Origin of the sequence: Sinobaca qinghaiensis, assembly GCF_003610495.1 — a bacterium.
Taxonomy (GTDB): domain Bacteria; phylum Bacillota; class Bacilli; order Bacillales; family Marinococcaceae; genus Sinobaca; species Sinobaca qinghaiensis.
Genome location: NZ_RAPK01000010.1, coordinates 54632 through 77730, shown reverse-complemented (window position 1 = coordinate 77730; position 23099 = coordinate 54632). Strand labels below are relative to the sequence as shown.

The window sequence follows — 23099 nt, the reverse complement described above, 5'->3', positions numbered from 1 at the left end:
GAGAGATATACATGAAAGTAATAGTGCACGGTGCCGGAGCAGTAGGGGCATATACAGGCGGGCGCCTTCTTGAAGCCGGCTATGATGTAACGTTTTTTGTCAGGGAAGGCCGTCGTAAGCAGCTCGAAGATCACGGATTGACGTTACACAGTACCGCCGGCGATTTCAGCATACGTCATGTTAATACGATCGTGTCTCCAGAAGAAGCTGAAGAGGCAGATTTAATTATATGGGCGGTGAAGGGATACCACATAGAAGAGGCGCTTCCGCAGCTCGCTGAACTGGCTGAAAAAACAGGTGCAGCCGTTCTGCCTTTACTCAACGGCATCTCTCATATTGATAAAATGAAGCAGGTTATTCCGGAAAACCGGATTATTGGCGGACTGGCGTTTATTATCGCAGCGTTGGATGAAAAAGGGCACGTCCATCACACGAGCGGTCAGCATGGATTAATTTACGGGGAACTGATGCCGGAACAAAAGCCGGTTGTAGATGAAGTAGAAACACTATTTGAAACAGTCAATGCGGAGACGAAAAGAAGCAGGAACGTCTGGCATGACATGTGGAAAAAATATATGTTTATCACTGCTTTTTCAGGTATTACCACCGCTTCGAATTTGACAATAGGGCCAGTAATCCGTTCAGAAGAGGCATGTAATACGATACTTTCCATGCTTAAGGAAATGAAAGAAATTGCTAATATGGAGAACGGCAGCTTGACGACAGAAGAGGCAGAATCGGCGCTGCAGCAGATGAAATCCCTTAATGCCGAAGCCACGTCTTCCATGCACAATGACCTTCTCCGCGGCGGAGAAATAGAAGTAGAACATCTGCAGGGAGAAGCATTAAAGCTCGCAGATACTCATCAGATAGATTCACCTGTATTATATACGATGTACAGCCTGATAAAGCCAAAAGCCTTAAATAGGTAAAGCAGAGAAGGGAAGAGGATTCAAAGAATGTTACCTGAAAACAAGCAGTATATTGACGTAAGGTCTCCTAAAGAATTCGAAGAATATTCACTTCCGGGCGCAATCAATATTCCTATTTTTGACGATGAGGAAAGAGCGCTTGTAGGAACAGTCTACAAACAACAGGGCAAAGAAAAAGCAATGGATCTCGGCCTGGAAATATTATCACCGAAACTTCCTTCTATGTACCGTCTGATGCGTGACATCAGCGAAGGAGAACAGGAAGTGGAGGTTTACTGCTGGCGTGGCGGCATGCGCAGCGGCTCCTTCGTATCTTTTATGAATATGATGGGGATTTCATGTACCAGGCTGCCGGGTGGAATAAGGTCTTTTAGAAAAGAGATGGAAAAAACTTTCCAAAATGAAAAAAACAAACGAAGAGATTATATTGTGCTTTCCGGCGGGACTGGTACCGGCAAAACGGAAATACTTGATCAGTTGGAAGAAGAAGGGTATCCGGTGATTTCACTGGAGCGTCTTGCCAATCACAGGGGATCTGCTTTTGGATCGATAGGACTGCAGAGAAGAAGCCAGAAACAGTTTGAACTTCTTCTTTGGATACGAGTGAAGGAACTAGAAGATGCTCCTTTTTTTATTATTGAAGGAGAGAGCCGCCGTATCGGAAATATTCATCTTCCCGACTTTATTCAAAATGGAAAGTGGTATGGACACAGGATTGACGTTCAGCTGCCAATGAAAGAAAGAGAAAAAGTGCTTCTCCGTACGTACGATCCCAAGCTGTATCATGAAGAAATCAAATACGCTATTGAAAAAATAGAAAGCAAACTTACGGAAGAGTCAAAAGAAAGCATCCATGCCGCTATGCATGAGGAACGCTATGACAGAGTGGCTTCTCTTCTGCTGGAGCATTATTATGATCCACGTTATGATCATGCATATGCTCAATATGAAAAAGAACCTATGCTTGTTAATGCTTCCAGTATTGAAGAAGCAAAAAAGGAAGTAAGCCGATTTATAGAAAGCATTCATAAAGAAAAAGTATAAAAAATAAAAAGCTCTCTGCCAAAACGGCAGAGAGCTTTTTCAGGTATTGGTTTATACAAAAAAACCTGAGACCATTAGATGGTCTCAGGGAGTTTAAATATATTAATCGATAACTGTTACTTCAAGGTTTTGACGGCCAAATGATACGGCGTCGCCACGATCAGCCATAAAGATATCAATTCTATTGCCGTTGATTGCGCCGCCGGTATCAGCAGCAGTGAATGTTCCCATTCCTTCTACTTCAACTGTTGAGCCTAGTGGAATAACATTAGGGTCTACAGCAATAACATTCTGGTTAGGGTTGGCACGAAGGTCAACACCTGTAGCTGTAGTACCTGAGCATCCTGTGCAGAAGGCAGTGTAAGCTGTTGCTTCAGCAGTGAATGAATCTCCAGATGCTTCAGAATCAGAGCTTGATTCTGTAGAAGAAGATTCTACTACTTCCTGAGCAGCTTCTTCTTCAGCCTCTGCGGCTTCAGCAGCTTCCTGTTCAGCAGCTTCCTGTTCAGCGGCAGCGGCTTCAGCAGCAGCCTGTTCTTCAGCTTCCTGTTCAGCCTGCTCAGCAGCGGCAGCTTCACGTTCAGCAGCTTCTTCAGCAGCAGCAGCTTCAGCGGCTTCTTCTAGCTCGGCAGCTTCTTGTTCAGCCTGCTCGGCTTGAGCGGCTTCCCGCTCAGCGGCTTCTTCGCGTTCTGCAGCTTCAGCTTCTTCTTCAGCCTGTTCAGCGGCAGCTTCACGTTCAGCAGCCTCCTGTTCAGCAGCCTCTTGAGCTTCAGCTTCTTCTAAAGCGGCCTGACGCTCAGCGGCAGCCTGCTCTTCAGCTTCCTGTGCGCTGGTATCTTCAGAAGAAGTATCTTCAGAAGAAGTATCCTCAGAAGAAGTATCCTCAGAAGAAGTGTCTTCAGAAGAAGTATCCTCAGAAGGAGCATCTGCAGAAGGGGTATGCTTAGAAGACGCCTTCTTTTCTACAGGAGCCTCTTCTTTAGATTCAGATGAAGCTTCAGGAGCAGGAGCGGCTTCATTTGATGAAGGAGCTTTTGTCATTACTGTGTGAAGAGCGCCAAACGTTTCAGGACCTGCAAGGCCATCAACGCTGATACCGCTCTTGCTTTGAAATTCTGTTACGGCTTTTTCTGTTTTATCTCCATAAATGCCGTCTACTTCAATATTGTAAAGACCAAGATCACTAAGATCTTCCTGCAGGTTTTCAACAGGCTGGCCTGTTGATCCTTGCTTTAAGACTTCAAGAGCACCAATTGTCTGTGGGCCGGCAATTCCGTCTACTATAAGGTCATGTTTTTCCTGATAAGCAGTTACAGCAGCTTTAGTGTCTTTACCGAATGTGCCGGATACTGCGCTTTTTTCCAATGTTCCTTTATCATTTAGAAGCTCCTGCAGGCTCTCTACCTGTGAGCTTTCCTGTCCTTTTACTATAAGATCGTCTCCGAGTTCGCTTGCTTCTGAATTAACTGGACCTGCAAAGAAAATAAATCCTGCTGCTACGGCTGGTACGCCAAGCTTAGTCCATGATTTTAGTGATGGTTGAAATTTCAAAGTGTAAAACCTCCATTTAATAGTGAATCTCTTCTGTTCTCTGTTCTCTCTCGACCTTTCACATCTTATCAGCCCGGTTTCTTTCCACGCAACAGATAATCGTTGATTTAAACGAATTGAAATGTTTATGTAATGTGTGCAATTGAACCACAATATTTTAAAAACTATAATATTACTGAAGAAATACTCTGTAGTAACTGGTAGAATGGGAATAAAATAAAGCAGGAAAGCAAATACCCGGGAGCGGAAAAGGAAAGTGGTAATATGACAACAATAAAGGATATTGCAAGAATGGCTGATGTTTCAAGAACAACCGTTTCCAGAGTACTTAATGAATCTCCGGCAGTAAGTAAAGAAGCCAGGGAGCGGGTTCACAGAATAATAGAAGAAACAGGGTATATTCCAAGCGAACATGCGAAATCCCTGCGGACGAAAAAAACGAAAGTTATTGGCGTTATACTCCCAAGACTAAGCACGGAAACAACTACGAGAGTAGTTTCAGGTATAGATAGAGAGCTGGGAAAAAAGGGATTTCAAATCCTTCTGGCGAGTTCCGATTTGAATATCAATAAAGAAGTAGAACATATTAAGCTGCTTGAAAGCAGAAGAGTGGACGGTATTATTCTTCTGGCGACGAATACCCTTGAACCGATAAAAACAGCAGTGTCAGAAGCAAAAGTACCGGTGATTGTCGTAGGGCAGGAATTCCCGGATGCAATCTGTCTGATGTACGATGACTTTCGGGCCTCATATGATTTAACGAATCTCTTTATAAAAAAAGGCTACAAAAAAATTGGGTTGATCAGCGTAGACGAAAAAGATGAAGCGGTAGGCTACTGGAGAAAAAAAGGGTACATAAAAGCCCTTGAAGAAGCAGGGCTTCCGATAGAAAAATCCTGGCAGGCAGAAGGAGCCTTTACAATTGAATCAGGCTACAGCGCAATGAAAGCTATTTGGGAACAATCAGACACAAAGCCTGACAGTATTGTTAGTGCTACGGACAGGATGGCGATCGGCGCAGCCGATTATCTTAATGATGTTGGAGTAGCCATACCTGATGATATCGGGATTGCAGGGTTTGGAGCGTCAGAGCTTTCCCAATATGCAAAGCCTGCACTTACTACAGTTGATTATTACAATGAGCAGGGGGGCATCGAAGCGGCCAGAATCCTACTGGAAGAAATGGAAAACCCTGCTGTTAAAAAGAATAAAAAAAATATATTAAAGTATGGACTTATAGAAAGAAATAGCTTATGATGAGAATGTAATCGATTCCAAAGAGGGATCGACTATCATTTTGCTTCTTTTTGGAATCGATTCCAAAGAAGATACAAAGGAAACAGGAGGGTGAAAAATGGCAGCTGATAACAAGAAGATTGTCAAAGAACTGATCGAAGCAGTAGGGGGAAAAGAAAATATTGCTTCCGTATCTCATTGTGCAACAAGGCTGAGAATAATGGTTCGTGATAAAGAAAAAATTGACCAGGACAGCGTAGAAAATATTGATAAAGTTAAAGGTGCTTTTTACAACTCGGGCCAGTATCAGGTTATTTTTGGAACCGGTACGGTAAATAAAATGTACGAAGAAGCTTCTAAGCTTGGTGTGGCAGAGAGCACAAGTTCTGAACAGAAGCAGGAAGCAAAAAAACAAGGGAATATGTTTCAGCGGGCTATCCGGACCTTTGGTGATGTGTTTGTTCCAATCATTCCGGTTCTGGTAGCAACAGGTCTTTTTATGGGGTTAAGAGGACTTCTGCTTCAGGAAGCGGTGCTTGGGTGGTTTGGGCTTACGCCTGAAGATGTACCGGCAAACTTGATAACGTTTACACAAGTGTTAACTGATACCGCGTTCGCCTTCCTGCCGGCTTTGATAGCATGGTCTGCTTTCAGAGTGTTTGGAGGAAGTCCGATCATTGGTATTGTTCTGGGCCTGATGCTTGTCAATCCTTCTCTTCCTAACGCATACGAAGTAGGAGAAGGTGTAGCAGAGCCACTAACCTTTTTCGGTTTTATTCCGGTGATCGGCTACCAGGGTTCTGTTCTGCCGGCCTTTATTGCCGGGTGGCTGGGAGCATTGTTTGAAAAGCAGCTTAGAAAAAGAGTTCCGGAAGCTCTGGATTTAATTGTCACTCCATTTTTGACACTTCTTGTCATGATATTTCTATCGCTTTTCTTCATTGGCCCGGTCATGCATGGTCTGGAAAATATCGTACTTTCCGGCACAGTAGCTTTATTGGAAGCACCATTTGGAATCAGCGGTCTGATTATTGGCTTTTTCCATCAGGTTCTCGTCATTACCGGAGTGCATCATGTATTTAACTTTTTGGAAATTCAGCTCCTCGAGCAGTTTGGTTCCAATCCGTTTAACGCCATCATTACATGCGGCATTGCAGCACAGGGCGGGGCAGCTCTGGCAGTAGGTCTGAAAACAAAGTCGAAAAAGCTGAAAGCACTGGCTCTGCCATCTTCCTTTTCCGCATTTCTTGGAATTACGGAACCGGCTATATTCGGTGTCAATCTCCGTTACGTTAAACCTTTTCTCATGGGACTTATCGGTGGAGGTGTGGGAGGATTCATTGCCTCACTTTTCCAGCTGGAAGCAACAGGTATGGCTATTACGGCAGGTCCGGGAATCCTGCTCTACTTGAATGAACAAATTATTTTATATATTGTAGTTAACCTTCTTGCAGCGGCAGTCGCATTCACGTTAACGTGGCTGTTTGGCTACAGCGATAAAATGAAAGAGGAATTAGAAAAGGCTTCATAATAAATGGGAAAACACCGGCCGGAAGCGGCTGGTGTTTTTTATTGTCTAAATTCTTGTCCTGTGGCAGACTAAAGAAGCACTGCATCGGGGAAAGGACGTTTTTGATGAAATCTTTAATTAATGAAAACCGCTACATAATCTATACCCTTATGCTCGGAATTTATCTTGTAAATATATTTCTAGACCACAATATACTGCTTTATACAGCAGGTATCATAGCAGTACCTGTTTTTATTATTTCCTTTGCTGCCGCTTCCAGGCTTTTTAAAATTCTGGGAACTTTCTTTATCGGAGTGGGGATGATCCTTTTTATCGTTAGCGGGGAAAGTGCTTCCCAAATTCCTATTTTCTTAACATCAAACATGCAGCTTCTGGCTTTTTTAGCTGTACTCCCATGGATGAACAGTGTCGTTCATGCAGGAAGATTCGACAGGAAGATCAGCCAGCTCTTAAGAGCGAATGTTGATGATTTAGGAAAGTTATATGCCAGGAGTTCAATTACTTCCTACTTGCTTGTATGTTTTATTAACCTTTCTGCACTTCCATTTTCTCAGCAGGTGCTGCAGGATAATCTGTCAGCCGTGTCGAAAAAGCTAAGAGAGTCATTTGTCAGCCGTACAACCCTGCGGGCCTTTGCTATCGCTCTTGCCTGGAGCCCCATGGAGATCATGGTAGCTATTACCATTGACGCTACAGGTGTAGGGTATGTGGCATATCTTCCCTGGCTTCTTCTGTGCTCTCTGCTCGTTCTTGCTATAGAAATGCTGTGGGGACGACTTGAATTTAAAAAGCATCCATACACTCCAGCCAATCAGCAGATAATGGAAGAATCAATCAACTGGAAGACGTTAATATTTAAAATCATTGAATTGTTTGCTGCTTTATCTGTATTTCTTACAGCTGTTTTACTTATCGGCAATTGGACAGGACTTAATTTCATATTAACCGTCACCCTTGTGCTGATTCCGTTTTCTTTCTGCTGGGCCTTAGTTATCAGACGCTGGCGCACGTTTCGTATAGTAGGCTGGTCGATGTGGAAACAGAGGACGACGAATATGCAGAATTTTGTTGTTTTGTTTTTAGCTTTGGGACTCTTTTCGAGCAGCCTGAATGAAACACCGGTGCTTACAGTTATGCAGACTCCTTTTGAAGCAGCAGCAGGCTTTCCGCTTGCGATTCTCCTGTTGATTCAATTTACGTATTTAGGGCTGTCGATGGTAGGGGTGCACCCTATTGCAACGATAGGGATTTTAATGGAAATTCTGCCGCCTCTTTATGAAACGATGAATCCGTTAAGCATTGGTCTTGTTTTGATTACAGGCGGACTGGCCACTGCCACAGTAGGAACATTTGGAATTACTGTTACGATGACCGCGCAGAATACGATGCAGAATCCGTATAAGATAACATACCGAAATATGCCGTTTGCGCTGCTTTATGGAGGAATGGGAACGCTGATAGCATACTTATTGCTTTAATTTAGTTTAGAAAGGAACTCTGCCCATGACCAGCACATATCAAATCGCTATTGATCTGGGAGGTACGAGTCTGCGTACCGCTCTTATTGAAAATAAACAAACGATCAAACAGATTAAAACAATCCCCACCCCAGCTGCGGCTGAAGAAGGAATAAAAAAAATCACAGAAATGATAGATTCTTTTGGGAATCATCAGGCTGAAACAATTGGATGCGGGGCGCCTGGACCGCTCGATCCCTGGAATGGTGTAATTCTTGATCCGCCTAACTTACCGGGCTGGCATGATTTTGCGTTTAAAAAAGAACTGGAGGCCGCATCCGGACTGCCCGTAACGCTGGACAATGATGCAAACGCCGCTGCTGTAGCAGAACATCAGCTTGGAGCAGGAAAACATGCCTCAAGCATGATATACATTACAATTAGCACCGGAATCGGTGCCGGCATTATAATTGGAAATTCGCTTCTGACCGGTGCCCTGGGTGCAGCCGGCGAGGTAGGACTAATGAGAATAGGAAATGGAGAATCTCCATCTCCCGGAAATAAAACCTGGGAGCAGGTAGCTTCCGGAACAGCGCTGAAAGAAAAAGCTGTAGAGCTTTACGGCGGGAGCAGTCATGCGGGTGAATTGTTTGAAGCATACCGGAAAAATCAAACAGAAGCAGTCCGGGTTCTCGATCCGATAATTGAATATCAGGCTGCAGGAATTGCCAATATTTATTTGACTATAAATCCGGAGCTGATTGTGCTTGGCGGAGGAGTCATTCAGCATAATCCCTTCCTCGTCAAGGTGCTGGAACAAAGAATTAACGAGTATGTATATAAAAGTTTGAAAGGGAAATGCCTGACAGTACAGGCAGAGTTCGAAGGAAATGCAGGGGTGATTGGAGCCGGACTTCTTTCTTCCACTGTGCGGCTGGGATAAGTCCAGGTATTCCGCGGAGGCGGGATGCTTTCTTCTTTGCCTGACCGGTACCGGAAGAAAGGGGAGAAGCAATGAAAAAAAACCGCTGGTATGCTTTATCAATTATTTCTTTATCTGTTTTCTTCTCACTGAGTTTATGGTTCAGCGCTTCAGTAATCGCAGATGATTTACGGGAGCGGTGGGCCCTGACTCCGTTAATGGAGGGCTGGCTCTCAGCAGCTGTCCCTGTTGGTTTTGTAGCAGGAGCCTTTCTGAGTGCTGTACTTGGTCTGGCCGACCGATTTAATACAAGAAAACTATTTGCTCTGTCTGCGCTGGCAGGGGGCATATTGAACATGCTGATTTTGTTTGCAGATACTATTTCGATTGGTCTGCTTTTAAGAATACTTACGGGTGCGGCGCTGGCTGGGGTTTATCCTCCGGCGGTTAAATTAATTTCATTGTGGTTTCCTAAACAGCGGGGAGCAGCCATTGGTATTTTAATTGCCGCTTTGACCCTGGGGACCTCTCTCCCGCACGCCTTATTTTTATTTACGTCCGGCACGGAGGCAGGCATTGTACTGATCCTCAGTTCCCTTCTGGCGTTCACAGCCGCTGTTTTGATGTATGGTGCTCTGGGGGAAGCTCCTGTGAAACCGAATCCTTCTGTTTTTTCTATCGGGCTTTTGTCGAAAGTGATAAAAAACCGGCCGGTAATGCTTGCAAACTACGGCTATTTTGGCCACATGTGGGAGCTGTACGGCATGTGGACATGGCTGCCTGCTTTTTTGGCGGCGAGCTTTGCCCAGTCTGCCGTCCCGGACGAATGGAGTACGGCCGCTGCTTTTACTGCAATTGGAGCCGCCGGCGCGATTGGATGTATAGCAGGCGGATTGCTGGCAGACCGAATTGGAAGGTCGCTGCTGACTATTGCCGCAATGGGGATAAGTGCTGCCTGCGCGCTGAGCATTGGCTGGACATTCGGTTCCGCTCTCTGGCTGACTATCCTGCTGGCGGTTATTTGGGGAGCTTCTGTGATAGCTGATTCCGCCCAATTTTCAGCAGCTGTATCAGATTTTGCAGAGCCGGAGTATACGGGAACTGCTTTAACTTTTCAGATGTGCATCGGATTTCTAATATCGGTTATTTCTATCAATTTGATTCCTGTTTTTCAGATGTGGATGGGATGGGAGTGGGTATTCGCTATACTGAGTATAGGGCCGGTTCTGGGAATGGCTGCTATGTGGAAAGTAAGAGCGTATGAAAAAAAATCCGCTTATTCAACGCCTGTAAATTAATAATTGACAATAACCTCGTTTCGGCATATTATTATTTAACAATCTATACTTACCATTTCAAAGGGGAGTAGCTTACAGTTATGTCGTCATTACGTGGTGCTTACGCTCCGCCGGCCTGACTGGCAACCATTGCGTTGTTTGCGAGACCTTTGCCTGCTGTACAGGTGAAGCCCTTTCCTTTAAAGATAAGAGCCTTTACCTGATCACGGGTAAAGGCTCTTTTTTGTTTTTTTCGGCCTCAGCTTTAGGTTTGGAACAAATGAAAGAAAGGATGGAACAGCTCATGGCAAAGCAGGATTACCGGGAAGGCAAAGAAGCGCTTTACATGATCGGAGGAAGTATTCTTTTCATTATCATCGTGTTTACTGTTCTTCATTTTGTATTTGGAATTCCTGTTTTTTCATCTTAAATAAGGAGCTGTCATTAATGGAAGCATGGATCACGAATGTCGTGGAAGAATTTGGATACTGGGGAATTTTTCTGCTTATTGCTTTGGAAAATATTTTCCCTCCAATCCCTTCTGAAATTATTCTCACCTTTGGGGGATTTATGACGACTGTCACCGGGCTGGGAGTCACGGGAGTTATTTTAGCTTCAACTGCCGGCTCCCTTGCCGGCGCCGTCTGCCTTTATGGCATTGGGCGTCTGCTCGATGTAGAACAGCTGGAAAAAATAATTGGGAAGTATGGAAAATACATCAGAGTAACCAGCGAAGATATTCACCGGGCGGACAAATGGTTTGATAAATATGGAGTATGGACAGTTTTTTTATGCCGGATGGTTCCGCTGCTGAGAAGCTTGATATCTATTCCTGCCGGCATGTCCAATATGAATATTTTTACGTTCTTATTATTTACCACCGCCGGCACATTAATCTGGAACACGGTGCTGGTTTCCATAGGAGCAGGGATGGGGTCTTCGTGGCATACCATTGTTGATTTTATGGATGTTTATTCTTACATCGTATATATTATGGCGGCGATCGCGGCAGGCTGGTTTTTACTAATGCTTTCCCAAAAAAATAAAAGAAATAAAAAAGCCTGAATCCGCTGACAGTAAGCGATTACAGCTGATAGAGAGAACGTTTATAATCTATAAAGAGTGGTATGAATAAAGAGCGTACGAAATCGATAGAAAAGAGGTTTTATTAAATGAATAGACTGGAAAGCTATACAGCCGTTATTACAGGAGCAGCTACGGGTATTGGTCGTGCTACAGCGAAAGTATTCGCAGAAGAAGGAGCGGAAGTGCTCTGCGCAGATAAAAATGAAGAACAGGTAAAAGAGCTTGCCGAAGAAATTCAGCAGGCCGGAGGAAAAGCACAGGCTTACGTGCTCGATGTGTCCAAAGAATCGGAAGTAACCGGTTTTGCTGAAAAAATAAAAGAACAGTATACGACCATTGACGTGTTATTTAACAACGCCGGCATTGACCAGGAAGGCGGAAAGCTTCATGAATATCCGGTGGAGCTGTTTGACGATATTATCAGCGTTGACCTGCGCGGCACGTTTTTAATGAGTAAGTACTTTATTCCGCTCATGCTTGAAAAGGGCGGATCAATTATAAACAATTCTTCCATGTCCGGTTCTGCAGCTGACCTGGACCGTTCGGGTTATAATGCAGCTAAAGGCGGCGTGACCAACCTGACAAAAGCGATAGCGATTGATTATGGACGCCAGGGCATTAGGGCGAACGCCATCGCACCCGGGACAATCGAAACGCCGCTGGTATCAGAGCTGGCAGGAACAGATAATGAGGAAAGCGGTAAGGCTTTCCGTGACGCTCAAAAATGGGTTACCCCTATGGGCCGGCTGGGGGATCCAAGAGAAATGGCGACCATTGCTTTATTTTTAGCTTCAAAAGACAGCTCATTTGTAACAGGAGAAACGATTACAGGTGATGGAGGGCTGACAGCCTATACATGGCCCGGAAAAATGCTCTTTGAAAAAGGCTGGAAAGAAACAACAGAATAAAAACGAGCCCGTGCTGATCTAATCAGCACGGGCTTATTTTTATACAATATCCAACGGTTCTTTCCGGGAAGGGGGAGGGAAGGCTTCATCGAGTAGTGTTAAGTCTTCAGACGTCAGCTCGATGCCGGCTGCCTGAGCGTTTTGCAGCACATGTTCTTCTCTGCCTGCTTTAGGGATACTCAGAACATCGCCGGAACGGATACTCCATGCCAATAGAAGCTGCATCGGTGTTATCTGATGCGAATCAGCCACTTTCTGTACGGATGGATTGGTTAAAAGCTGGCTGCGCAGGTTTCCGCCCTGGGCAAGCGGACAATATGCCATAGCGGGAACGGCACGCTTTCTCATAGAAGGGAGAAGGCTGTGCTCAATACCGCGGGAACCGAGATGGTACAATACCTGGTTCACAGCGCATGACTGGCCGCCGGTGATATTATTAAGCTCCTGCATATCCGCGGTGTCGAAATTGGAGACTCCCCATCGTTTAATCAAACCCTGTGCTTTCATTTTTTCCATTTCTTCTACGGTTTCCTGCAGAGGCACGCCTCCCCGCCAGTGAAGCAGGTAAAGATCCAGATAATCGGTCTGGAGCCTGGAAAGACTGTTTTCCAAAGAAGCCTGGAGGTTTTTTCTGCCGGCATTGGAAGGGAGAACCTTGGATACGAGAAAAGCTTCGTTCCGGAAATGTTTCAATGCTTTAGCGGTCACTGTTTCAGCCCGGCCGTTTCCATACATTTCTGCGGTATCCACTACGCGGAGCCCGAGCTTTAAGCCGAGCTGCAGCGCCTGTATTTCATCTGCCTCGCGGGCAGGGTCATCTCCCATATGCCACGTACCCTGGCCAAGGCTGGGAAGCGTCGTTCCATCAGGAAGAGAAACCGTGCGGCTTTGGACCTGGGTTTGAATTGCTTTGATTTGTTTATCTGTTATCTGCATAGAATCAATCAGTCCTTTTATCGTTGGAATTACATAAGAGATTGAGCGCCGTCGAGATAAATTTCAGAACCGGAAATGTGAGAAGATTTTTCTGAAGCTAAAAACACGACCAGATCAGCAGCTTTTTCTGCTTTCGCAGGCTGGTTTAACAAAGTATCAGCGGACTCGTCCATTTCAACTTTAACCGGAAGTTCAATTTTCTCCACGCCTTCTGTATAAGTACGGTCAAAAATGTTTGTTTCCACATAACCTGGACACATGATATTCACACGTATTTTATAGCCGGCAAGCTCCAGGGCTGCCATCTTGCCAAAAGCCATCTGTCCTGCTTTGGAAGAGGAATAGGCTGTCATCCCCATATTGGAAAACGTGCGATTTCCATTCACCGAGCTGGTAATAATAATGCTGCCTCCCTGTTCCTTCATATGAGGAATGGCATACTTAACGGATAAAAATGTACTGCGCAGATTGGTTTCGATCGTTTTATCCCATTTATGGGGCTCCATGTCTTCAATAGGGGCAACGGTACCGTTCATACCGGCATTGGCAAGTACGATGTCAATCCGGCCCCACTCTTTAGCAGTAGCTGAAAAGCTTTTCTGCATTTGTTCCGGATCGGAAACATCTGTTTCAAAACAGAGGGCAGATGCGCCTTCTTTTTCAATTAACCGTTTTGTTTCTGATGTATCCTGAAGGTCAATTAAAGCGACATTGGCCCCTTCCTGTGCAAGCTTGATGGCAGATGCCTGCCCGATACCTGAAGCTGCTCCTGTTACAACAGCAATTTTATTTGACACTAGTCCCATTTGTCTTCTCTCCGCTTCTTCATATAGTAGTTTACCTACATTACCCTTCTGTGTTCCTGTAAAAACAATTCTTTTACACAAATCCTTCTTTAATAAAACGATTCAATGCCTTAAAGACACCTATATCGATACAAATAACAATAATGACGAGAATAACAGGACCTATAATAAATCCTAATGCGCCAAAAAGCTGAAGTCCGGCAAACAAAGAAACAAGAACAGCAATCGGATTAAGATTCATGCTCGATGAGAGCACTTTAGGCTCTACAGCCTGGCGGACGACAAGAATAATGACGTACAAAACGATTAAACTAAGGCCAAGACCGAGATTGCCGGTAATAATAAGGAAAACACCCCAGGGGATAAGAATAGTGCCCGTTCCCAGATAGGGAAGAAATTCCGCCAGTCCGATAATCAGAGCGAGCAGAACAGCGTTATCGACCTGAAGAATAAGCAGGCCGATAAATACGATAACTCCTGTAATACACATTAAGATAAGCTGGGCTTTAATATAGCCGAAGACCCGGACCCACATCGCTTTATAAAATTCTTTCATTTTCAGTACGATCTGGTCAGGCAGTGCCTTTCGAATCCCGCCTGACATTCGTCCCCAGTCTTTACCTATGAAATATATCGCGATAAGCACAAACAAAAATGCCACCAGAAAAGCAGGAATGCTTAAGGCAAGCTGGGCAGCAGCATCTCCGGCGCTCTGCGCCAGCCTGCTGAGACCGGCTCCTATTTCCGCACCAACTTCCGGCAGGCCTCCTCCGGCACCGCCAATGCCATCAGCTATTCCGCTGACCTGCTGCCATAATGGCAGAATAGTTGTATCAAGAAAATCCTGAATTTGATAAAAAGCATCTTCCATAATAGCAGGAGCCCGTTCCGCGAAACGCTGAATAGGGTCGATAACAAGAAAGGTAATCCCAGTAATAATCCCGCCGATTACGGCGATGCCGAACATAAGTGTTGTTACAGCGGCTATACCTGCGGGAAAGTGCAGTTTTTTCTGAAGGAAAGTAGACAAAGGTTTTAGAATCCAGGCAAAAAAAGCAGCAATCCAAAATGGATAAGTAAGAGAAAAAATAAAGGCTGTTACCCAAAGAACAGCAGCTACTGCTCCTATTACAAGGAGCAGGCGCATGATCATCCACGCTGTTTGTTTTTTCATAGCCTGTGCACCTGCCTTATCCTGTCTTATATGAGTATATATACTTATTTTAGCCTAATTGCTGCCAAATAACACGTTCCCTTCTTTAGTGAATTTAAAATTATTCATTTAATTAGCAGGGATTTTTAAATAAACAGCTAATGTTAAAGTAGAGAAGAAGCATATATGATGGACACTACATAGAGAGCAGGGATACAAATGGATATTAAAGGTCATGTGTTTATGGTAACCGGCGGCGCTACAGGACTAGGCAGAGGCGCTGCAAAGGTGCTGGTGGAGCATGGAGCGAAAGTGGCGATTATAGATACAAACAGCAAAAAAGGAAAGCAGCTGGCAGAAGAGCTGGGAGAAAATGCTCTTTTCCTGAAAACCGACGTAACCTCGGAAAAAGATTCATTGGAAAGCCTGGAGAAAACAGCCGATTATTTTGGCGGATTTCATGGCCTCGTCAACGCGGCGGGAATTGGAGTAGCAGAAAAAATCCTGAATAAAAAAAGCGTCCATTCGCTGGACCATTTTAAAAAGGTGATTGAAGTTAATTTAGTTGGCACCTTTAATATGATGAGGCTTGCGGCCGATAAGCTTCGGTATAACGAGCCTAATGAAGATAAAGAGCGCGGGGTTATTATCAATACAGCTTCTATAGCAGGACTCGAAGGCCGCGTAGGACAGGTGGCCTACAGTGCTTCCAAAAGCGGAGTGGCCGGCATGACGCTTCCGGCCGCCCGTGAAATGGCAAGATACGGAGTGCGCGTAATGACCATCGCTCCCGGTGTGTTTGAAACTATTCTGTACGATCCGCTTCCTAAAGAAGCTTTGGAACGACTTGGGGAAAAAGTACCCTTTCCCAACCGGATTGGGAAATCGACAGAGTATGGCAGCCTGGTTCAGCACATAATCAGCAACCCTATGCTGAACGGGGAAATTATCCGCATCGACGGCGCTATGAGGTTATAAAAGGGAGGCATTTATGTCTAAAGCACTGCTTGTCATTGATTATACGAATGATTTTGTGGCAGAAGACGGGGCATTAACCTGCGGAGCTCCCGGACGTGAAATCGAACATGCCATTGTAGAGTGTGTCAAAGAGGCAGTTGAAAAAGAGCAGGAAATCTTTTTTGCCGTAGATCTTCATGAACCCGAGGAGCCGGATCATCCGGAAACAAAATTGTTTCCCCCTCATAACCTTAGGGGGGAGACGGGCAGGGAATTGTTTGGGAAAGTAAAAGAGCTGTACGAATCGATTAAAGACAGGCCGAACGTACACTGGCTTGATAAGACCCGTTACAGTGCGTTTGCCGGAACGCCGCTTCAAATGCTTCTCCGCCAGAAAAAAATTAAAACGGTAGTTCTTGCAGGCGTATGTACAGACATCTGCATTCTCCATACGGCAGTGGACGCTTACAATGAAGGCTTTCGCATACATGTAGATCAAGCGCACGTAGCAAGCTTCAATAAAACAGGTCACGAATGGGCACTGAGTCATTTTAAAAACACGCTCGGAGCGGAAGTGAAACGTTAGTGCTGAACCGACTGGTCCAGAATGCGAAGCATGTCACCGATTCCACGGGCATGTGCGAGTGGGAATTCCCATTGATGAGGGGTTTCAATGACCCGGTTCAGGACACGGATATGCTTTTTTCCGGTCAGCACAACAATTATTTCTGTCCTGGAAAAGCCTTTTGCGTGCCACTGTGAGATTAGTGCTTCGTCGTTAATGACGCCGGAATGGTGCTGAAACCCAACATCATAGTCAGCGGGGACAACATCATCAGGTTTTAGGAATCCATATTTAGCTGAAAGGATTACCGGATACAGGTGGTGAAAGCGGGCGTACTGCGTGCATTTTTTATGCAGCGTTCCTTGATAAGCTTCTTTTGCATACACAGGTCCCGTCCGGGGGTCAATATCCCATATTTTCTTTTTACCGCACGGAATGACAGCAATTTGTTTCATCTTATAACCTCCGCGCTGAGACCAGGCCCCGAAAGACCGGTTTCAGCTTTTCTTTTTTCCTAAAGTTTTCTACAATGAATAAGTACATAATACAACAGCATACAAAAGGAGGCACTTATGTATAACGAACCAATTTTTCTGGAACCGGTTTTTCAAGAACGTATCTGGGGCGGCGAAAAGCTTCGTACCAATTTTGGTTATACTATTCCATCGCATAAAACAGGCGAATGCTGGGGGATTTCTGCACATCCAAATGGAGAAAGCGTTGTGAAAAACGGCCCGCTTCATGGCAGGAAACTATCTGCACTCTGGTCCGGCCATCCGGAACTTTTCGGGAATCCTAAAGAAGATACCTTTCCGCTTTTAGTGAAAATACTGGATGCGGCTGAAGACCTTTCTGTTCAGGTTCATCCGGACGACACTCAGGCTCAGGAGCTTGAAAAGGGCGAAGCCTATGGAAAGACAGAATGCTGGTATGTACTCGAAGCAGAAGACGGGGCAGAGCTTGTTCTGGGTCATCATGCAGAATCAAAAAAAGAACTAAGCGAATATATGAAAATGGGTGCCTGGGACCGTCTTCTTCATAAAGTCCCTATTCAAAAAGGTGATTTTTTCTATGTGCCGAGCGGTACCATTCATGCGATCGGCAAGGGAACGCTTATTTTGGAAACCCAGCAGAGTTCGGATACGACATACCGGGTATACGACTACGACAGATTGAATCCTGATGGAAGCAAAAGAGAACTTCATACAGAAAAATCAATATATGTAACCAGGACGCCTCATGAAAACGTCCAGCCTGAGCGCAGCAGTGTATTGGAGACGGAAGAGGCGAAAGTGGAGCAGCTGGTGTCTTCTTCGTTTTTTTCCGTCCTTCACCTGCAGGTAAATGGCAGCTATAAGCCTGATTTCACTTCAAGCTATCAGCTGATCAGCGTCACTGAAGGAAAACTGGAAATAATTACAGAGGATGAAACGTTTCAAGCAGAAAAAGGAGAACATTTCATTCTGCCCGCGACCCTCAAGAGCGTTGTGTTTCAAGGCAGCGGGGAAATGATTGCAAGCAGCCCTGATTCTCTCTTATAAAAAAGACAAAAAATTTTACAGGGGTCGCTTTCCGCAGGCCGATCCTTAAGCTGAAGTGGAAAAAGCAGCCGGTTAACAATCCGGCTGCTTTTTTCGTTTTCACTTGAAAAGAATTTCCCCTGGAAAACAGAGTTCATGAAAATTACAGCGCGTACAGGTCCGCTGGTATTCGGTTGTCTGTGGAAACTGTTCAATCGGCAGCGGTTTATTTAAGGAAGGGTCTTCCAAATAGCTTTTCATCCGGCCTACGCTTGTTTTCATTAACTGCTGGACTTCTTCGAGCACCTCATTTGTTAATACGTGCTCCTCATGCGTCCCTTCGAGCAGGTATTCATTGCGGATAACAATGTGTTCAATATCCGGAACCGGGTAATTCTCAAGAATATACAGCACATACAGCGCAAGCTGATGAGGATCCTCCGCTGATTTTTTTCCCGTTTTCCAATCGACGATAGTCCATACATCCGTCTCTTTATTATGGTATAGAAAATCGAGTACAACGTAGACTTTTTCGCCGTTCAGCCGGATAGTCCTGAACTGTTCTGCTTCCATAAACGTAACGGACTCTTTGAATTCGTTTATTTCCCGGTATGTTTTACTGGTGAAAAAATGAGCAAAGGCGAGCTCCAGGCGCTGTTTTATTTTTTCGATTTTATCTTTAGGAAGCACAGGTGCAGCTCCATAGTATATTTCATGAAACATTGTGCCTTTTTTGGGACGGTTCCACCATACTTCTCTTTCATTAACCGCTTCGAGAAAGCCGCTGTTCAGCTCGCTGCGTATCTCTTTTTTTAGTGTTTCTTCATCTGCAGGCGGATTACCTTTGTAAAATTCATTTATCATATGTTCCACTTTGTCATGTACGAGCGAACCGAAAAACATTTCCAGGTTCGTAATGTTTTTTAAGCGATAAGCATGCTTCTGTGATTCTTCTGCCTGACGGAGCCAGCCGTTGTGAGCCGAATAATATTGATGGGCATACTGCCTTGCACAGTTTAAAAGCGTCTTGTGCCTGGAAAGAGACCAGGAAAATTCGGGGTAGGGTTTAATTTCAAACATATGTTCACCTGCTTTCATTCCTATCGTACCATAGGATCAGCCGATAATTCACCTTTTACAGGGAGCCGGTCCGCCAAAATGAAAAACAGGCCCCTTTTTAACCAGGGGCCTGCATTATTACCGGTTTCTTCTTGCGAAATCCACAAAACGGAATTTGTCTGTCCGATGCCTCGATTCAGTGTATTGAAAAAGCAGGGCATTATCGAGATAGACATAATTTCTCACTACGACAATCGTAGAAAATCCCTCCAGGTCAAGCAGTTCCCGGTCTTCTGCTGTAGGCTCCTCCACAGTGATTTCCTTTTTGGCGAAACTGATCGTTAAAGAAAGCGAGTCTTCTAAATACTCATAAATAGAAGAAGCACAGATTTCTTTTGTTAATTCAGGGGCCGTACGCTTTAATATAACATCTTTATCCAATATAATTCGTTCGCCGTCAATCTCTCTTACCCGGGAGATATTCCAAAGCGGCTCCCTGGAATCAATATCAAGCGTTTTTTCAAGAAAAGGAGTAGGGAGGATGGTCTCAAACGCTGTAACCGAAGTAGACGCTCTTTGACCAAGTTTTCCTGCAAGCTCTTTGAAACTCACCAGGCCGGAAATAGGAAAGTTTACTTTATCTATTTCCAGCACGACAGACCCTTTTCCCTGAATCCGCTGGATATAGCCGTGTTCGGATAATAATTTTAATGCTTTTCTTATGGTTTCTCTTGATACACTGTATTTTTCCGTCAGTTCCGATTCAGAAGGAAGAAGTTCCTGAGATTGATACAGTCCGCTGCTGATCTCTTTGGCCAGCTCATCGTATATAAGAATATATTTATTTTTCATGCCTGTCACCAGCTCGTCTTATTCATTTGTTATCCGGTATATCGCTGTTTCATAGGGACGGAGCGATAAGTTTTCAGGGCCGGACGCGCTGTTATTATAATTGGAGAGAAGAAGCTCGGCGCTGCCATGCAGACGTTCTTTTTCCTGTGCACTCCAGCTTACTTTGGTTTCAGAGCCGTAAAAGTTGCTTACTGTTAACAGCTTTTCTGTCCCGGACGATCTTACATAAGCAAATACGGATGGATCTTCTTCCAATAGCAGCGTGAAATCGCCTTCCGTAATAATGTCGTATTCCTTCCGTAGTTCAATGAGCGCCTTATAAAAATAAAAAATGGAGTTTTCATCGGCAACGGCCTGTTCGGCGTTAATTTCCTTATAGTTGGAAGCCGGAAATATCCAAGGGGTTCCGCTTGTGAATCCCGCATGCTCCGAAGCATCCCACTGAACAGGTGTACGGGAATTATCGCGGGAACGTTCTTTAATGATTGTGAGGGCTTCTTCGTCTGTCAGGCCGGAAGCCAGAAGCTCTTCGTATACATTAAGCGTTTCAACATCCCGGTAGTCTTCAATGCGGCTGAAGCCGGGGTTGGTCATGCCGAATTCCTCTCCCTGATAGATGTAGGGAGTACCCTGAAGCATGTGAATAGTCGAGGCCAGCATTTTAGCTGATTCAACGCGGTAGGCGCCATCGTCGCCATAACGGCTGACTACCCGGGGCTGGTCGTGGTTGCACCAGAATAGAGCATTCCAGCCGCCGCCTTCATTCATTCGTGTCTGCCAGGTGGAGAGAATCCGCTTCAGTTCGAGAAAATCAAAAGGCGCAAGCTTCCACTTTTCACCGTTGGGATAATCCACTTTTAAATGATGAAAGTTAAACGTCATATCAAGCTCCCGGCGCTCCGGGTTCGTATATTTAATACAGTGGTCAATCGTCGTGGAGGACATTTCACCTACCGTCACGCTGTTGTATTTAGAAAATACGTGTTGGTTCATTTCCTGCATATATTCATGCACACGCGGACCATCTGTATAAAATTTCCTTCCGTCTCCCGGTGGTATAGAACCATCGTCGCTCGGGAAGGACTGATCTTTTGAAATTAAATTGATCACGTCTAACCGAAAGCCGTCGACTCCTTTTTGGAACCAGTAATTCATCATCCGGTAAATATCTTCACGGAGGTTTTCATTTTCCCAGTTTAAATCAGCCTGAGTTTTATCAAAGAGGTGAAGATAATACTGGCCGGATGCTTCATCGTATTCCCAGGCGGATCCGCCGAACTTTGATTTCCAGTTGTTCGGGGCTTCTCCGTTGACGGGATCCTTCCAGATAAAGTAGTCGCGGTATTTATTATCTTTAGAAGACAGGGCCTCCTGAAACCATTTAGAGTCGGTGGAAATATGATTAACAACTATGTCCATAATTATTTTTAAATCCCTTCGCCTTGCTTCATGGAGAAGGCGGTCAAAGTCAGCCATTGTTCCATACTCTGAGTAGATAGAATAATAATCGCTGATATCATAACCGTTATCTTTCTGCGGCGAATCATAAATAGGCGTCAGCCATAAAATATCTACACCCAGTTTTCGTAAGTAATCCAGTTTTTCGATAATCCCCTGGATATCTCCAAGGCCGTTTCCCTGTGTATCATTGAAGCTTTTCGGATATATTTGGTAAACCGTTGATTTTTTCCACCAATCCGCCATTCTAAAAACCACCTTTGCTGTAATAATAAGCATTTCCCCTATTTACTTTAGTATAAATAAGGGAAATGCTCCAGTTTTGTTTTTTTAAGAGGCTGTTCGGCAGACGATTATACTTCTATTTTTTTCACTTTTGCATACGTGATAGTCAGGACAAATGGAACGACTATTGCTATTACCATGCCGATAATGAAAGGAATCCAGTCTTCCGGGAAAATGGAGAAGACGCCTGGAATGCCTCCAACCCCAATCGAAGTAGCGAGAACCCCGTTTACCGTAATAAACATGGAGGCCATGGCAGAGCCGATAATGGCACACACAAACGGGAAGCGAAAGCGCAGGTTAACCCCGAATAATGCCGGCTCTGTTACGCCGAGAAAGGCCGAGATGCCTGAGGAACTCGCCAGCCCGCGGAGGTTCTGGTCTTTAGTAGCAAGAATCATCGCAAACGCAGCAGCACCCTGGGCAATATTGGACAAAGCCAGGATCGGCCAAAGGAAGGTGCCGCCGGTAGAACCAATCAGCTGCAGGTCGACTGCAAGGAACGTGTGGTGCAGGCCGGTTACAACCATCGGCGCGTACAGCAGGCCGTACAACAGACCGCCCAGCAGCGCGAATGAATCAAATGTTGCGACAAAGAAGTCCGTAATTGCATTACCAATGGCAAACGTAACGGGGCCGATGATAATAAAAGAAAGCAGGCCGGTGATAAGAAGCGCACCGGGCGCTACGACGAGCATGGAAATGACATCCGGTACCCGTTTTTTTAAGTAAAGCTCTATTTTAGCGAGAACATAGGATGCTAATAATACTGGAAGAACCTGGCCCTGGTAGCCGATACTTTCTACATCAAGTCCAAATAAATTCCAGACCGGCACTTCACCGGCGGAACTTGCATCTGCATAAGCATATGCGCTCAGAAGGTCAGGGTGCACGAGAATTAAACCAAGTACAATACCAAGAAGCGGACTGCCGCCGAATTTAGTCACAGCAGACCAGCCGATCAATGCCGGCAGAAACACAAAGGCTGCACTGGCGATGACGCTGATCATGGCAGCAATACCGGACCACTGCGGATAAACGTCAATAAGAGACTGTTCGTCAAAGAAAATCCCCGGACCTGTCAGAATGTTGTTAATACCAAGCAGAAGACCGGCGGTTACGATGGCTGGAAGAATAGGGATAAAGATGTCCGCGAGCATGCGGATAAACCGTTGAAACGCATTTTGCTTTTTGCCGGCTTTTTCTTTTACTTCATCTTTGGAAGATCCTTCTTTCCCGGTGATCTCCTGCAGAAAAGCGTAGGCTTTTTCGACAGCTCCCTGTCCGATAATAACCTGGTACTGACCGCTTGATGAAAAGGAGCCTCTTACAATGTCAATATTCTCAAGGGTTTCCTGGTCCACTTTCGATTCATCATGAAGAATAAAACGAAGTCTCGTAACACAGTGGGTAACGGATTCGATGTTATCGGTGCCGCCTACCGTTGAAACAATTTCTTCTACGGACTTTTTTGTTACTTTTGCCATAAGATCCCTCCTGGAAAACGTTCTCATTTTTTAGAAAAAAATAAAATTGCAGTAGCTTGTATATACAAGTAATGCGC

Annotated in this window: 22 protein-coding genes; 13 read left to right on the top strand and 9 right to left on the bottom strand. The window is 44.9% G+C overall.

The window, feature by feature from the left end; all coding sequences use genetic code 11:
- Positions 1 to 11 precede the first annotated feature (11 nt).
- Both ATL39_RS12395 and mnmH read left to right on the top strand, forming a co-directional pair.
- Positions 12 to 932, top strand: coding sequence for a ketopantoate reductase family protein (locus ATL39_RS12395; protein ID WP_170146920.1), 921 nt, complete (start codon positions 12 to 14; stop codon positions 930 to 932).
- A 27-nt stretch (positions 933 to 959) separates the two neighbouring features.
- Entirely contained in the window at positions 960 to 1976 is a 1017-nt protein-coding gene (gene mnmH / locus ATL39_RS12390; RefSeq protein WP_120193674.1) for a tRNA 2-selenouridine(34) synthase MnmH, read from the top strand.
- 102 nt (positions 1977 to 2078) lie between these two features.
- Here the strand turns inward: mnmH and ATL39_RS12385 are convergent, their stop codons facing one another.
- Positions 2079 to 3527 (bottom strand): peptidoglycan-binding protein, encoded by a 1449-nt coding sequence (locus ATL39_RS12385; protein WP_147419358.1) that lies wholly within the window; start codon positions 3525 to 3527, stop codon positions 2079 to 2081.
- A gap of 264 nt (positions 3528 to 3791) precedes the next feature.
- On the opposite strand from ATL39_RS12385, the gene ATL39_RS12380 reads away from it, so the two are divergent.
- The 8 genes from ATL39_RS12380 to ATL39_RS12350 all read left to right on the top strand — a co-directional run bounded on the left by ATL39_RS12380 (position 3792) and on the right by ATL39_RS12350 (position 11944).
- Entirely contained in the window at positions 3792 to 4784 is a 993-nt protein-coding gene (locus ATL39_RS12380) for a LacI family DNA-binding transcriptional regulator (protein WP_120193672.1), read from the top strand.
- Positions 4785 to 4881: 97 nt separating this feature from the next.
- Positions 4882 to 6294, top strand: coding sequence for a sucrose-specific PTS transporter subunit IIBC (locus ATL39_RS12375; RefSeq protein ID WP_120193671.1), 1413 nt, complete (start codon positions 4882 to 4884; stop codon positions 6292 to 6294).
- A gap of 104 nt (positions 6295 to 6398) precedes the next feature.
- Entirely contained in the window at positions 6399 to 7772 is a 1374-nt protein-coding gene (locus tag ATL39_RS12370) for a hypothetical protein (RefSeq protein ID WP_120193670.1), read from the top strand.
- A gap of 25 nt (positions 7773 to 7797) precedes the next feature.
- Complete coding sequence (locus ATL39_RS12365; protein ID WP_120193669.1) at positions 7798 to 8694, top strand: ROK family protein; 897 nt, start codon at positions 7798 to 7800, stop codon at positions 8692 to 8694.
- A 71-nt stretch (positions 8695 to 8765) separates the two neighbouring features.
- Positions 8766 to 9971 carry an MFS transporter gene (locus tag ATL39_RS12360; RefSeq protein WP_120193668.1) on the top strand — a complete coding sequence of 402 codons (1206 nt, stop codon included), beginning with the start codon at positions 8766 to 8768 and terminating at the stop codon, positions 9969 to 9971.
- A 283-nt stretch (positions 9972 to 10254) separates the two neighbouring features.
- Entirely contained in the window at positions 10255 to 10380 is a 126-nt protein-coding gene (locus tag ATL39_RS17630; protein ID WP_281270896.1) for a hypothetical protein, read from the top strand.
- Between the two features lie 17 nt (positions 10381 to 10397).
- Positions 10398 to 11015: a DedA family protein gene (locus ATL39_RS12355; RefSeq protein WP_120193667.1), complete on the top strand. Its 618-nt coding sequence runs from the start codon at positions 10398 to 10400 to the stop codon at positions 11013 to 11015.
- A gap of 107 nt (positions 11016 to 11122) precedes the next feature.
- Positions 11123 to 11944 carry an SDR family oxidoreductase gene (locus tag ATL39_RS12350; protein ID WP_120193666.1) on the top strand — a complete coding sequence of 274 codons (822 nt, stop codon included), beginning with the start codon at positions 11123 to 11125 and terminating at the stop codon, positions 11942 to 11944.
- A 39-nt stretch (positions 11945 to 11983) separates the two neighbouring features.
- On the opposite strand, the gene ATL39_RS12345 is transcribed toward ATL39_RS12350, so the two are convergent.
- From ATL39_RS12345 to ytvI, 3 genes are all read right to left on the bottom strand, one after another.
- Positions 11984 to 12880, bottom strand: coding sequence for an aldo/keto reductase (locus tag ATL39_RS12345; RefSeq protein WP_120193665.1), 897 nt, complete (start codon positions 12878 to 12880; stop codon positions 11984 to 11986).
- Between the two features lie 29 nt (positions 12881 to 12909).
- Positions 12910 to 13686 carry an SDR family oxidoreductase gene (locus ATL39_RS12340; RefSeq protein ID WP_120193664.1) on the bottom strand — a complete coding sequence of 259 codons (777 nt, stop codon included), beginning with the start codon at positions 13684 to 13686 and terminating at the stop codon, positions 12910 to 12912.
- Between the two features lie 73 nt (positions 13687 to 13759).
- Positions 13760 to 14860, bottom strand: coding sequence for a sporulation integral membrane protein YtvI (gene ytvI / locus ATL39_RS12335; protein WP_120193663.1), 1101 nt, complete (start codon positions 14858 to 14860; stop codon positions 13760 to 13762).
- Between the two features lie 198 nt (positions 14861 to 15058).
- On the opposite strand from ytvI, the gene ATL39_RS12330 reads away from it, so the two are divergent.
- Positions 15059 to 15817 carry an SDR family NAD(P)-dependent oxidoreductase gene (locus ATL39_RS12330; protein WP_120193662.1) on the top strand — a complete coding sequence of 253 codons (759 nt, stop codon included), beginning with the start codon at positions 15059 to 15061 and terminating at the stop codon, positions 15815 to 15817.
- Between the two features lie 13 nt (positions 15818 to 15830).
- Complete coding sequence (locus ATL39_RS12325; protein WP_120193661.1) at positions 15831 to 16382, top strand: cysteine hydrolase family protein; 552 nt, start codon at positions 15831 to 15833, stop codon at positions 16380 to 16382.
- On the opposite strand, the gene ATL39_RS12320 is transcribed toward ATL39_RS12325, so the two are convergent.
- The gene (locus ATL39_RS12320; protein WP_120193660.1) at positions 16379 to 16816 is read right to left on the bottom strand and encodes a DUF6884 domain-containing protein; all 438 of its coding nucleotides are present in this window, start codon (positions 16814 to 16816) and stop codon (positions 16379 to 16381) included. The genes ATL39_RS12325 and ATL39_RS12320 overlap by 4 nt on opposite strands.
- 117 nt (positions 16817 to 16933) lie before the next feature.
- On the opposite strand from ATL39_RS12320, the gene manA reads away from it, so the two are divergent.
- Complete coding sequence (gene manA, locus ATL39_RS12315; RefSeq protein ID WP_120193659.1) at positions 16934 to 17902, top strand: mannose-6-phosphate isomerase, class I; 969 nt, start codon at positions 16934 to 16936, stop codon at positions 17900 to 17902.
- Positions 17903 to 18001: 99 nt separating this feature from the next.
- Here the strand turns inward: manA and ATL39_RS12310 are convergent, their stop codons facing one another.
- The 4 genes from ATL39_RS12310 to treP all read right to left on the bottom strand — a co-directional run bounded on the left by ATL39_RS12310 (position 18002) and on the right by treP (position 23022).
- Complete coding sequence (locus tag ATL39_RS12310; RefSeq protein ID WP_120193658.1) at positions 18002 to 18961, bottom strand: PD-(D/E)XK nuclease family protein; 960 nt, start codon at positions 18959 to 18961, stop codon at positions 18002 to 18004.
- Positions 18962 to 19078: 117 nt separating this feature from the next.
- Complete coding sequence (treR, locus tag ATL39_RS12305; RefSeq protein WP_120193657.1) at positions 19079 to 19792, bottom strand: trehalose operon repressor; 714 nt, start codon at positions 19790 to 19792, stop codon at positions 19079 to 19081.
- Positions 19793 to 19810: 18 nt separating this feature from the next.
- A complete protein-coding gene (gene treC, locus ATL39_RS12300; protein WP_120193656.1) occupies positions 19811 to 21496 on the bottom strand; it encodes an alpha,alpha-phosphotrehalase in 1686 nt (561 codons plus the stop codon).
- Positions 21497 to 21603: 107 nt separating this feature from the next.
- Positions 21604 to 23022, bottom strand: a complete 1419-nt coding sequence (gene treP / locus ATL39_RS12295) for a PTS system trehalose-specific EIIBC component (RefSeq protein WP_120193655.1) — start codon at positions 23020 to 23022, stop codon at positions 21604 to 21606.
- Between the last annotated feature and the right edge of the window lie 77 nt (positions 23023 to 23099).

Coding starts and splice junctions, on each gene's coding strand:
- ATL39_RS12355 (WP_120193667.1), top strand. CDS start 10,398: ATGGAAGCATGGATCACGAATGTCGTGGAAGAATTTGGATACTGGGGA.
- ATL39_RS12380 (WP_120193672.1), top strand. CDS start 3,792: ATGACAACAATAAAGGATATTGCAAGAATGGCTGATGTTTCAAGAACA.
- ATL39_RS12360 (WP_120193668.1), top strand. CDS start 8,766: ATGAAAAAAAACCGCTGGTATGCTTTATCAATTATTTCTTTATCTGTT.
- treP (WP_120193655.1), bottom strand. CDS start 23,022: ATGGCAAAAGTAACAAAAAAGTCCGTAGAAGAAATTGTTTCAACGGTA.
- ATL39_RS12330 (WP_120193662.1), top strand. CDS start 15,059: ATGGATATTAAAGGTCATGTGTTTATGGTAACCGGCGGCGCTACAGGA.
- treR (WP_120193657.1), bottom strand. CDS start 19,792: ATGAAAAATAAATATATTCTTATATACGATGAGCTGGCCAAAGAGATC.
- ATL39_RS12395 (WP_170146920.1), top strand. CDS start 12: ATGAAAGTAATAGTGCACGGTGCCGGAGCAGTAGGGGCATATACAGGC.
- mnmH (WP_120193674.1), top strand. CDS start 960: ATGTTACCTGAAAACAAGCAGTATATTGACGTAAGGTCTCCTAAAGAA.
- ytvI (WP_120193663.1), bottom strand. CDS start 14,860: ATGAAAAAACAAACAGCGTGGATGATCATGCGCCTGCTCCTTGTAATA.
- ATL39_RS12375 (WP_120193671.1), top strand. CDS start 4,882: ATGGCAGCTGATAACAAGAAGATTGTCAAAGAACTGATCGAAGCAGTA.
- ATL39_RS17630 (WP_281270896.1), top strand. CDS start 10,255: ATGGCAAAGCAGGATTACCGGGAAGGCAAAGAAGCGCTTTACATGATC.
- ATL39_RS12320 (WP_120193660.1), bottom strand. CDS start 16,816: ATGAAACAAATTGCTGTCATTCCGTGCGGTAAAAAGAAAATATGGGAT.
- ATL39_RS12340 (WP_120193664.1), bottom strand. CDS start 13,686: ATGGGACTAGTGTCAAATAAAATTGCTGTTGTAACAGGAGCAGCTTCA.
- ATL39_RS12350 (WP_120193666.1), top strand. CDS start 11,123: ATGAATAGACTGGAAAGCTATACAGCCGTTATTACAGGAGCAGCTACG.
- treC (WP_120193656.1), bottom strand. CDS start 21,496: ATGGCGGATTGGTGGAAAAAATCAACGGTTTACCAAATATATCCGAAA.
- manA (WP_120193659.1), top strand. CDS start 16,934: ATGTATAACGAACCAATTTTTCTGGAACCGGTTTTTCAAGAACGTATC.
- ATL39_RS12310 (WP_120193658.1), bottom strand. CDS start 18,961: ATGTTTGAAATTAAACCCTACCCCGAATTTTCCTGGTCTCTTTCCAGG.
- ATL39_RS12370 (WP_120193670.1), top strand. CDS start 6,399: ATGAAATCTTTAATTAATGAAAACCGCTACATAATCTATACCCTTATG.
- ATL39_RS12365 (WP_120193669.1), top strand. CDS start 7,798: ATGACCAGCACATATCAAATCGCTATTGATCTGGGAGGTACGAGTCTG.
- ATL39_RS12325 (WP_120193661.1), top strand. CDS start 15,831: ATGTCTAAAGCACTGCTTGTCATTGATTATACGAATGATTTTGTGGCA.
- ATL39_RS12345 (WP_120193665.1), bottom strand. CDS start 12,880: ATGCAGATAACAGATAAACAAATCAAAGCAATTCAAACCCAGGTCCAA.